Source organism: Asanoa sp. NPDC050611 (assembly GCF_040654855.1).
Classification (GTDB): Bacteria; Actinomycetota; Actinomycetes; order Mycobacteriales; family Micromonosporaceae; genus Asanoa.
Map to the genome: position 1 here is coordinate 1 of NZ_JBFAIU010000277.1, position 10,423 is coordinate 10,423.

General features: G+C 71.1%; 8 protein-coding genes and 2 pseudogenes. 2 read left to right on the plus strand and 8 right to left on the minus strand.

Annotation, left to right across the window (positions count from 1 at the left end; all coding sequences use genetic code 11):
• From AB0H87_RS31180 to AB0H87_RS31205, 6 genes are all read right to left on the minus strand, one after another.
• A partial coding sequence (locus AB0H87_RS31180) for an amidohydrolase family protein (RefSeq protein WP_360153628.1) occupies positions 1 to 446 on the minus strand: 446 nt, incomplete at its 3' end.
• Between the two features lie 5 nt (positions 447 to 451).
• A complete protein-coding gene (gene mimD / locus AB0H87_RS31185) occupies positions 452 to 823 on the minus strand; it encodes a propane 2-monooxygenase effector subunit MimD (RefSeq protein ID WP_360153631.1) in 372 nt (123 codons plus the stop codon).
• Positions 820 to 1,989: a toluene hydroxylase gene (locus AB0H87_RS31190; RefSeq protein WP_360153634.1), complete on the minus strand. Its 1,170-nt coding sequence runs from the start codon at positions 1,987 to 1,989 to the stop codon at positions 820 to 822. Before AB0H87_RS31190 ends, mimD begins: the two co-directional genes overlap by 4 nt.
• Positions 1,990 to 3,033, minus strand: a complete 1,044-nt coding sequence (locus AB0H87_RS31195; RefSeq protein WP_360153637.1) for an FAD-binding oxidoreductase — start codon at positions 3,031 to 3,033, stop codon at positions 1,990 to 1,992. It lies immediately after the preceding gene.
• Between the two features lie 9 nt (positions 3,034 to 3,042).
• Positions 3,043 to 4,698 (minus strand): methane monooxygenase, encoded by a 1,656-nt coding sequence (locus AB0H87_RS31200; protein ID WP_360153640.1) that lies wholly within the window; start codon positions 4,696 to 4,698, stop codon positions 3,043 to 3,045.
• A 79-nt stretch (positions 4,699 to 4,777) separates the two neighbouring features.
• Positions 4,778 to 5,017 (minus strand): hypothetical protein, encoded by a 240-nt coding sequence (locus tag AB0H87_RS31205; protein ID WP_360153643.1) that lies wholly within the window; start codon positions 5,015 to 5,017, stop codon positions 4,778 to 4,780.
• 200 nt (positions 5,018 to 5,217) lie between these two features.
• Here AB0H87_RS31205 and AB0H87_RS31210 point away from each other — a divergent pair, with 200 nt between their 5' ends.
• Entirely contained in the window at positions 5,218 to 6,966 is a 1,749-nt protein-coding gene (locus AB0H87_RS31210) for a GAF domain-containing protein (RefSeq protein ID WP_360153646.1), read from the plus strand.
• Here the strand turns inward: AB0H87_RS31210 and AB0H87_RS31215 are convergent.
• Positions 6,959 to 7,771, minus strand: a complete 813-nt coding sequence (locus AB0H87_RS31215) for a DUF4386 family protein (RefSeq protein WP_360153649.1) — start codon at positions 7,769 to 7,771, stop codon at positions 6,959 to 6,961. The two genes, AB0H87_RS31210 and AB0H87_RS31215, sit on opposite strands and share 8 nt — an antisense overlap.
• A 67-nt stretch (positions 7,772 to 7,838) precedes the next feature.
• Between AB0H87_RS31215 and AB0H87_RS31220 the strand changes: the two are divergent.
• A pseudogene (locus tag AB0H87_RS31220) lies at positions 7,839 to 8,474 on the plus strand (AfsR/SARP family transcriptional regulator); the annotation flags it as partial.
• A 1,854-nt stretch (positions 8,475 to 10,328) separates the two neighbouring features.
• Here AB0H87_RS31220 and AB0H87_RS31225 read toward each other — a convergent pair.
• Positions 10,329 to 10,423 (minus strand): annotated as a pseudogene (locus tag AB0H87_RS31225) (PadR family transcriptional regulator); the annotation flags it as partial.

Here is a 10,423-nt window from a genome sequence, read left to right on the forward strand (position 1 = left end):
CACTCGGCCGTGTAGAGCTTGACGCCCTTGGAGCCGTAGCGTTCGACGTTCTCGGCGAGCTTCTTGAGCCCGTCCTCGCCCTCGCGCGGGTCCCACCGCGTGTTGGCGATGAACTTGCCCGGATGCTTCTCGCCCAGCGCCGCGTTGCGCTCGGTGGTGTTGAAGCCGTCCCTGTACCACTCGGTCAGATAGGTCGGCTGGAACACCGCCACGTCCACATAGCCGTCCTCGAAGACGTCCTTCATCAGATCGTCCTCGGTGTACGACATGAACTTCTCGATCGGCCAGTGCGTCTCGGCCGGCGCCAGGCCCTGGTACGCGTGGAAGCACTCGATCCAGCCCTTGGCGTAGTGCTCGGCACCGGGCACCCAGGTTTCCGGACCCGCTTGCCAGTAGTGCATGTGGCTGTCGACGACGAAGTACTTCTCCCCGTCCTTCTCGTACAAGGCGATTACCTCCCGGCGGTCAGGTCGAAGCCGATGTACTCGGCCGCGTCCTCGGGGTTGGCGAACATGATGGTGCGGTCGTCCTCGTGGATCATGCGGCCGTAGTGGGTCGACATGCTCTCCTCGAACTCGGCCGCGTCGAAGTAGCCGGCCTCCTCCCCCAGCGCCTCGGAGATCTCGTCGTAGACGACGTCCATCCGGTTGAGCGCGTCGACGCGGATCATCGACGGCAAGGGCGTCACGCGTACGTTCGGCTTGGTCCGCATGACGTCGGCCACCACGACGCCGACCTGGTTGTTCATCAGCGTGAACCCGCACATGTTCGACGCGGTGCTGTCGGACTTGAACGGGCTCTCCGAAACCTTGAACTGCGTCACTGGGCCAGCTCCTTCGGTGTCTCGAGGCCGAGGTCGGTCACGATGCCGGCGAAGCGGCTCTTGGCACTGTCGAGCGCGTCCTCGAAGCGCGGCGGCTTGGCGTCAGGCTGCGACCAGAGCGGCTGCAGCGCCCGGGCCGCGGCGATCGAGGCGGGCACCCAGTCGGCGAGCCACGACTGCAGGATCCGTTTGTTGTGGTCCGCGAACTCGCGGTCGGCGGTGAGCAGCTCGAACATCGCCCGCGTGTAGCGCAGGTCGCGCTCGGAGAAGTCGTACTCCTCCGCGCCGACGATCGTCGGGGTGACGAAGTCGCCGTTGCGCGGTGCGGCGTGCTGCACGAGGTGGCTGCGGAACAGCTCGCCGACCAGCGGTTCGAACACCACGTTCGCGGCGAAGACCGCCTCGCACCAGTCGTCGACCGAGGTGAGGCGCTCGGCCGTCCGGCGTACGCCCTGCCAGGCGGGGTCACTGTTCCAGGCGTCGAGGTGCGCCGAGCCGTCGAAGCCCTCGATCTCCTCGCTGAGCGTCAGCCCGTAGAGCGCGAGGTCCTGCGCGGCCCGGATGCGGTGCATGCTGTTCACCGAGATCGCGTTGTTGTGCATGTTGGTGGGCGCCCGCCGGTTGGCGTTGGCGAACAGGTACAGCCCGAGCCCGTGGTCGACGTGCATCCACGCGCCGACGTGCCGCTCGACGAACCGCACCCAGTTGGTGTTCCACTGGCCGAACGCCTTCGAGCGGCGAGCCGCCTCGACGTTCTGGCCCACCTGGCGCACGACGTTGGCGTTGTAGCGGTAGAGCGACAGCTCCCACTCCTCGTTGGGGTCGCGGAACTCGTGCCAGCCGTGCGCCGGCCAGTCGTAGCCCTTGCCGCCGGAGCCGGGGCCGCGAACGGGCTCGGGCCGGTCGGAGCCCCACGCCTTCAGCACGGTCCAGTCCAGCGGGTAGCCGCCGCGGCCGTCGGAGAAGCCGTACAGCCAGCCCTGCGACAGGTAGTGCCGCGGATCGGGCTGGACCTCGACCGTCACGTCCTCGTAGTGGGTCTGCTTGCGCTTCTGCGGGATGTAGTAGTTGAACCGGCGCGACGTCGAGTCCGGAAACTCCTTCGCGCCGGCCTCGGCGTCGGTGAAGACGGGCTTGGGAACACTGCGTTCCGTCGCGGACGTCATCTAGACCTCCCCACCAGTCGTCGTGAACTTGTCGTAGTAGATGTGCTTCTCGGGTACGCCGAGCAGGCCGAGCAACGGCATCGCGGCCTCGACCATCGGGGGCGGCCCGCACAGGTACGCGTGCGCGCGGCGCAGATCGGCCTCGTGCCGCTTGACCACGTCGGTGATCAGCCCGACCTCGCCCTCCCAGCCGTCTTCCGCTGACGGCTCCGACAACGCCGGCACGAAGCGGAAGTTGGGCAGCTTGTCCTCCAGCGCCTTGAGCTCGTCGACGAAACAGAGGTCGCGGCGGCGCCGGGCGCCGTAGTAGAACACCGCCCGGCGGTCGATCCCGCGCTCCGCCATCGAGCGCAGCAACGCCAGGATCGGTGCCAGGCCGGCGCCGCCGCCGACGAAGACGATGTCCTCGTCGTGCCCCTCGCGGAGCGTGAAAACGCCGAAGGGTCCGGTCAGGTCGAGCCGGTCCCCGACCGCCAGCCGGCTGTCGAGGAACGACGAGAAGAGACCGTCGGGGTAGACCTTGATGACGAACTCCAGCCGCCCGCCCTCCCGGCTGGAGGTGTTCGCCATCGAGAACGAGCGGGTGTGCGCGGTGCCGGGCACCGCGATGTCCACGTACTGCCCGGGGAAGAACGTCAGGTCCGGCGGGTCGATCAGTCGCAGGACGAGGTGCCGGAGGTCGTGTGTCACGTGGTCGATCGACACGACCTCCGCCACGGCGTTCTGGATGGGCAGCCCGGACCGGATCATCTCCTCGTCGAAGTTGAGGAGCTCGATCGTCACGTCCTCGTAGACGTGTGCCCGGCACAGGAGCGTGAAGCCCTCCTCCTTCTCGTAGTCGGGCAGGGCGAAGGTCGAGTACCGGTCGAGCTCGATGTCGTCACCGTCGAGCACGAACGACTTGCAGGCCGCGCACTGGCCCTCCTTGCAGCCGTGCATGAGCATCAGCCCCTGCTCGGCCGCGGAGCGCAGCACGGTCTGCTCCTCGTCGACCTCGATCTCGATGCCGACGGGCTCGAACCGGACCCGGTGCTTCGCGCTCATGGCCCGGTCTCAGGGGGTGTCGGTGCGGGCGGGGCGACCGGCCGGTCCACCCTGGATGTAGGCGGCGTGGAACGCGTTGCGCTCCTCGTCCGTCATCTCGTTGAGCAGCACGTTCGGGCTGAGCAACGGGTCCATCCGGCGCAGGTGGTCCAGCGTCCACATCTTCGCCGGGTCGAGGTTGAGGTGCGGCTGCGCCACCAGGGTCTTGCCGTCGTCGCGGACGAAGCCCATGTCGGAGACCACGTCGGCCCAGTTCCAGCCGTGGTAGAGCGTCTCCCACTCGCGGGACCCGATGAGCTGACCCATGTTGGGCGTCTCGCGGCCCTGGTAGGTCGGGCGGAACGCCTCGACGTCGGTCCACCGGCACGCCTCGTGGCAGTAGGTGCGCCACTGGCCGTTGACCTCGGCCATCACCATGTCCTCGCGGACCAGGCACGGGACCATGCAGACCCAGCAGCGGTGCGGGTACTGGTAGTCGACGTCCTCGGCGACGATCGGGTGGTGCCCGTTAGGCGTGGAGAGCCGGTTGTAGTTCTCCCACCACTTGCCATAGCGGTCGTACCAGCCGGGGTACTTGTGCTCGAACCACTCGAAGTCCTTGTCGGTCATCGGGTCGATGCGCCAGTAGTTGGCCAGCCAGCCGGTCGCGAAGAACTGGGCGACCTCGTGCACGTAGCCCTTGTTCCAGATCTGGTTCCAGGCTTCCTCGATGAGGTCGTGCGGAATGACCAGACCATACTTCTCCAGCGGTACGAGGTACGACCGGTAGTAGTCGTCGTAGATCCAGCGGCGCCACATCTCGGCGTACGACTCGCGGTCCTTGCGCCGGTCCTTCGTGCCGTACTCGATGAACGTGCCGATCGCGGCGTCGACCACGCGGTGGTTGTTCCACCAGGCGTACCGCAGGTCACGCTCGAGCAGCTGGTGGTTGCCCTCGTCGGCGAGCGCCATGAGCAGCGTCGCGTACCCGTTGCTGATATGCCGCGACTCGTCGGACTGGACCGAGTGGAACACGGTCGGCAGCAGGTAGTCGCCGTTCGCGGCGGCCTCGGCCGGCATCGCGACGAACAGCGTGTTGGTGAACGCGGTCTCGGCGACGATCGTCAGGTAGATGCTGGCGGCCGTGATCGCGTCGCCGGTGATGAAGCCCTCGGCGAACTGCCGGCCGATCGTGCCGCAGTAGTCGTTCTGGAAGTTGCGCAGGCTCGAGTTGAAGCCGGCCGGGTCGATGTAGTTGTTCATGTACAGGCGCTTGAGGTTCTGCTGGATCGTCGAGTGCCGGACCTCGTCGATCATCTGGATGGCCTGGCCGTTGTGCAGCTCCGGGTTGGGGACCGTGCGGAACAGCAGCGGCATCGCGCGGGCGGCGGAGATCTCCGGCAGCGGGATGATCGACAGGAACAGCTTCTGCCATTCCAGCCAGCGCTCCTGCACCTGGCGGAACATGTTGCCGCGGATCGCGCCGTCGGAGGCGCCGTACACCCGATGGTCCTTCTCCTCCTGCATCGGGAAGTACGACCGGAGGACCTGCTTGAGCGGATCCTTCTTCTGCGCCTTGCGGAAGGTGTAGTCGGTTCCGTAGTGGGACACCGGCTCGTGGTACATGGGTTCCCAGGACAACTCCTGGATCTTCTGATGAGCCCTGGCCACGCTCTGCCGACTCATGGGTCACTCCTCACCGTTGACTGTGCGCCATGCGACGGATAAGACCGCACGTCGGCTCGGGGTGCGGTCTCACATTGAGTCAGGAGCCGTCCTCGTCGAACATCGCGGCACGGATCTCGGCGAGGTGCTTCTTGACGTTCTCGCCGACCTGCCGGTCGCCCTCGGCCGCGGGTTCGATGCCCAACGCGCGCAGAAGATCAGCGGCGGGCGGCCCGGGATCCGCGCCGCCGAGGATCGGATGCAGGCCCTGCGCCGCGAGGTGGTGGAAGACCACGTTGACGACGCTCCACGGATTGAACGACTCGCGCGTCGGCTCCATCGCCCGAGTCCACACCCGGCGGCCGGCTGTGCGGTCTCAACATGAGACGGTCGGCATCGACACGGCGCGTAACGTGTAACCACGATGTAACGCCGAGCGTGCTCCGGCGATCCCGCGCGGGCCGGCGCGGTTCGAGCGAACAAGGGGGCCCCATGCTTCCGGGTTCGAAGACTCCAGACGAGATAACAGACAGCGCCAAGTTGGCGAAGACACGCGAACAGTTCCTGACCGCCGAGGCCGTCGACCCCAACCAGGTGCGCGACGCGATCCTTGCCTCGTGGTGGCGGTCCAGGCGCTGGAACGTGGCCGCGGACCACGTCGACCTGTCCTACATGCGCGACCCCGACCTCGACACGCCGCTGACCCGCAGCGCCCTGCCGGTGCTGCGGCACCTGCGCGAGGATCTCGACGGGCAGCCGATCAGCATCATCCTCACCGACCCGCAGGGGCTCGTGCTGACCCGGATGGACGCCGGGCGTGATCTCGACGCGTACCTCGATCGGGTGAACCTGGCACCGGGGTTCAGCTATGCCGAGGAATACGTGGGCACGAACGGCATCGGCACGGCGCTGGAGGGCGGCCGGCCCATGCACGTGTTCGGGCACGAGCACTACGCCGAGAACCTCGAGGACCTCGCCTGCGCCGGTGTGCCGATCCACCATCCGATCTCCGGCAAGACCGTCGGGGCGGTCGACCTGACCTGCTGGCGCAAGGACGCGGACCCGCTGCTGCTCACGCTGGCCAAGACCACCGCGGGGCAGATCCAGCAGGCCCTGCTGACCGACAGCGGCATCCGCGAGCTGGAGCTGCTGCAGGAGTATCTGCGCACCTGCCGCCGTACCGCCGGGATCGTCTTCGCCCTCAACAACGACGTCGTGATGATGAACGACCACGCGCGCCAGGTGCTCGACCCCACCGAGCAGTCGGTGCTGCTCGCCCAGGCCGCGGAGACGCTGGCCAGCCGCACGCCGACCGCGTCCGTCGTGGTCGAGCTGCCCAGCGGGGTGCGGGCGCGGCTCTACTGCCGGCCGGTGCGCGGCGAGGGCCGCCTCGCCGGGGGCGTGGTGCACGTCAAGCTGTCCGAGCCCGGCGTGCGGCCACGACCGGAGACGGCTCCCCGGATGTTCCTACCCGGGCTGGTCGGCTCGGGCGCGCTCTGGCTGCGGGGCTGTCATCAGGTGCAGTCCGGGTACGAGGCCGGCGAGTGGCTCGCGGTCGAGGGCGAACCCGGCGTCGGCAAGCTCGCGGTCGTGCGCGCCGTGCACCAGCACCGCCGTCCCGCCGTCCATTTCGCGGTCCTCGATGCGACCGCGGCCAGCCGGCGTGGTTGGCTCGCGGACGCCCGCCGGGAGCTGCTCGCCGGCTCGGGCTCGGTGGTGATCAGGCACGTCGACCGGCTCAGCAGCGGCCGGTCGCGCGCGCTGGCCCGGCTTCTCGAGGAGGCCCGGGCCGCCCAGCGGCCGCCGTGGGTCGCGGTGACGTTGAGCCAGCGCCACGACAACGGCGAGCTGGCCGGGCTGCTGCGGTTCTTCCCGCGCACGGTCGAGCTGCCGCCGCTGCGCCACCACGTCGAGGACGTGCAGGCGCTCGTGCCGTTCTTCCTGTCCCGGCTGGTCAGCGGCGGCAACCTGGCCTGTTCGGCCGAGGCGATGCAGCTGCTCGTGCGGTCGAGCTGGCCGGGCAACACCGAGCAGCTCTACCGGGTGTTGCGCAAGGTCGTGCAGCACCGGCGCAGCGGCGCGATCCTGCCGGCCGACCTGCCGCCGGAGTGCCGCACGGTCAGCCGGCGGCTGCTGAGCCCGCTGGAGGCGATGGAGCGCGACGCGATCGTCCGGAGCCTGATCGACTGGGACGGCAACAAGATCAAGGCCGCCGGCTCGCTGGGCATGTCACGCGCGACGATCTACCGCAAGATCCACGAGTACGGCATCGTCACGCCGGTCACCTGACCTGCCCGCGGAGCACCTGGACCGCGAACGCGACCAGCCACAGGCTCCACAGCACGTAGCCGACGAAGTTCGCCAGGTCGACGCCCGGCAGGTCGAGCGGCGAGAGGACGCCGGCGAGCACGAGGACCGCGGCCAGCGCGCCGAAGACGGTGAACCAGCGGGCGGCCCGCAAGGCGGCGAGGACCAGCAGCGTCCAGGCCGCCGTGAGCAGGTAGCCCAGGGTCTCGCCGACGATGTTGCCGAGGACCAGGTGGGCGAGGGCGAACGCGTCGCGTCCGCGCTCGGCGACGGCCGGGTCGGCGTCGGCGGCGTCGGCCGCGAACCCCGGGACCAGCAGCGACCAGCGGGCCAGGCCGATCACCTGCACCACGGCGGCGGCGATGCCGACGGACACCGCGGCCCGCATGGCTCTGCTTCCCGAGCTTCCCGAGCGTCCCGAGCTTCCCGAAAGGCGACCGATGCCGATCGCGATGGGCGCGAACAGGGCGGCCGACAGGGCCAGGACCGTGAACCACGTCGTCACGGCGCCCTGGTGGGCGCGGAACGAGTCGCGGTCGCCGCGCAGGTGGGCGGCCGCGATCGCGACGAGCTGGCGGTCGCGGATTCCGGTCGCGGCGCGGGCGGTCCGGTCGAGCCGGCCCGGGTCGGCTTGAATCAACGCCGCCGCGGCCAGCAGGACCGGGTCGGCGCTGGTCCGGGCCTGGTCGACGATGCGGGCGGCCGCGGCCGCGTCGCCGCGAATGAACTGGCGGACCAGCGTGCCCGGACCGGGTGATGCGCACATGGCGGCAGAGCAAGCGGTCATGCCGGCAGCATCGGCCCGGGCGCTGACGGTGCACTGACGGGCGGCTGACGGCCCTATGCTCCCCGTCATGGTTACCGTGGCGGTCCTCGGTCCCGTCGAGGTGCGGCGCGCCGGCGTCCTCGTGCGGGTGCCGGCCGGCAGGACGACGGAGCTGCTGGTCCGGCTCGCCCTCGAGGCCGGTGAGCCCGTGCGGACCGAACGGTTGATCGAGGACCTGTGGGGCGGCACGGCTAGCCGGAACACGCTCCAGGTCAAGGTGTCGGCGCTGCGCCGGGCGCTCGGCGACCGCGCGCTGGTGGTCGGCGGCACCGACGGCTACACGCTGGCCGTCGAGCCGCGGCGCGTCGACGCGTTGGAGGTGCTCCGGCTCGCCGCGTCGATCGGGTCGCTGGGTGACGCCGCCGCCGTCGAGCGCGCGTGCACGGCCGCGCTGGCGCTGTTCCGCGGCGACGTGGCCGGCGACGGCGACTGGATCGCGCCGCATCGGGCCCGGCTCGAGGAGGCGCGGCACCGGCTGACCGAGGAGCTGTTCGCCGCGCGAATCACGCTGGGGGCCGCCGGCGAGGTCGTCGGCGAGCTGGCGGACCTCGTCGCGGCCGAGCCCCTGCGCGAGCGGCGGTGGGCGTTGCTGATGACGGCGCTCTACCGGGCCGGGCGGCAGGCGGACGCGCTCGACGCGTACCGGCGGGTCCGCCGTCTGCTGGCCGACGAGCTGGGTGTGCCGCCGGGGCGGGAGCTGCAGGACCTGGAGCAGCGGGTGCTGCGGCAGGACCACGGGCTCGACGCGCCGGTCGGCAACCTGCCGGGTGTGTCGGCGTCGCTGGTCGGACGCGACGCGGACCTGGCCGCGGTCGGCGGGCTGCTCGCCGCGCAGCGGTTGGTGACCGTGGTCGGTCCCGCCGGGGTCGGCAAGACGCGGCTGGCGGTCGAGGTGGCCCGGTCGCTCGCGCCGCCCGCCGGCGCGTGGCTGGTCGGCCTGGACGGCATCGCCCCGGGCGCACCGGTGTGGCCGACGGTCGGTGCGGCGCTCGGCGTGCCGGAGGCGGCGGTCCCCGACCGGCTGCGCGGCGGCGACCTGCTGCTCGTGGTCGACAACTGCGAGCACGTCCGCGACGACGCGGCCGAGCTGGTGAGCCGCGTGCTGCGGGCCGCGCCCGGGGCGCGGGTCCTCGCGACCAGCCAGGTGCCGCTCGGCGTCGACGGCGAGGCCGTACACACGCTGGCACCGCTGTCCCTCGCGGAGTCCGTCGCGCTGTTCACCACGCGGGCGGTGCGCCAGCGCCGGTCGTTCGTCCTGGACGGCGACGCCGTCGCGGCGGTCTGCCGGTCGCTCGACGGCCTTCCGCTGGCCATCGAGCTGGCCAGCGCCCGGGTGAAGGTGCTGTCGATCGCGGAGATCGCTCGCCGGCTCAACGACCGGTTCGCGCTGCTGGCCGACCCGAGCAGCCGAGGTCCGACGCGCCGGCGCACCTTGAGCGCGGCCATCGGGTGGAGCTACGACCTGTTGTTCCCGGACGACCAGCGCGGCCTCTGGGCCCTGGCCTGCTTCCCCGGCGGTGCGCCGCTGGACGCGTTCGAGCAGGTGCTCGGCGCGCTGGAGGTGCCCGCCGCGGTGGACATCGTGGACCGGCTCGTGGACCGCTCGCTGGTGCGCGTGGACGGCGTCGACCGGTACGGGCTGCTCGACAGCGTCCGCGCGTACAGCCTGGAACGGCTGCGGGAGTCCGGGCTCGCCGATGTCGCGCTGGGCGCCCAGGCCGCGTGGGTCGCCGCGACCGCCGACCGCGTCGCCGCCGGTGTCCGCGGGCGGGGCCAGGCCGAGCTGCTGACGACGGTCCGGCAGGAGCGCGCCAACGTCGACGCCGCGTTGGCGTGGGCCGCCGGCCACGACCCGTCATTGGGGTTACGGATCGCCACCGGGTTCGGCTGGTCGTGGGCGATCCTCGGCGCCGGGCCCGACGCGGCGCGGCGGATCCGGGGTGCGCTCCCCGCAACGGGCGACCGGTCGGCCGCGCTGCTGCTGGCCGGCTTCCTCGAGGCTTCCGGTGGTGACCTCGACCGGGCCACGGCCGACATCGAGGAGGCGATGGCGCACGACGGGGCGGCTGACGTGGGTCGGCTCCACCTCGCGTTCGTCCGGAGCCAGCAGGGGCGGGCCCAGGACGCGCTCGGGCTGCTCGCCGGGTGCCGGGCCGCGTTCCAGGCGCGCGGCCTGGTCTGGGAGGAGGGCGTGAGCTGGTTGCTCGCCGCCTGGGCGGAGATCGCGCTGGGCGCCACGGACCGCGGCCGCGCGGCGTGCGCCGAGGCGCTGCGGCTGCTCGCGCCGATCGGTGACCAGTGGGCGCTCAGCCATGCCGAGGCGCTGCTCGGCGAGCTGGCCCAGGCCGAGGGGCGCTTCACGGACGCGGCCGCACATCTGCGGCGGGCCGCGGACGCGACGCACGCGCTCGGCTTCGCGGCGGCCGAGGCGCACCACCTGGCCAACCTGGGCCGGGTGCTGCAGCAGGACGGCGAGGTCACGGCCGCGGCGTCGACGCTGCGCCAGGCGCGCGACGTCGAGCCGGCGCAGGGTGCCGTAGACGGAGGCGTCGCCGACCTCTTCGAGCCCAGCCGTGCGCAGCCGGCGCAGGATGTCGTAGCCGTAACCGTCCT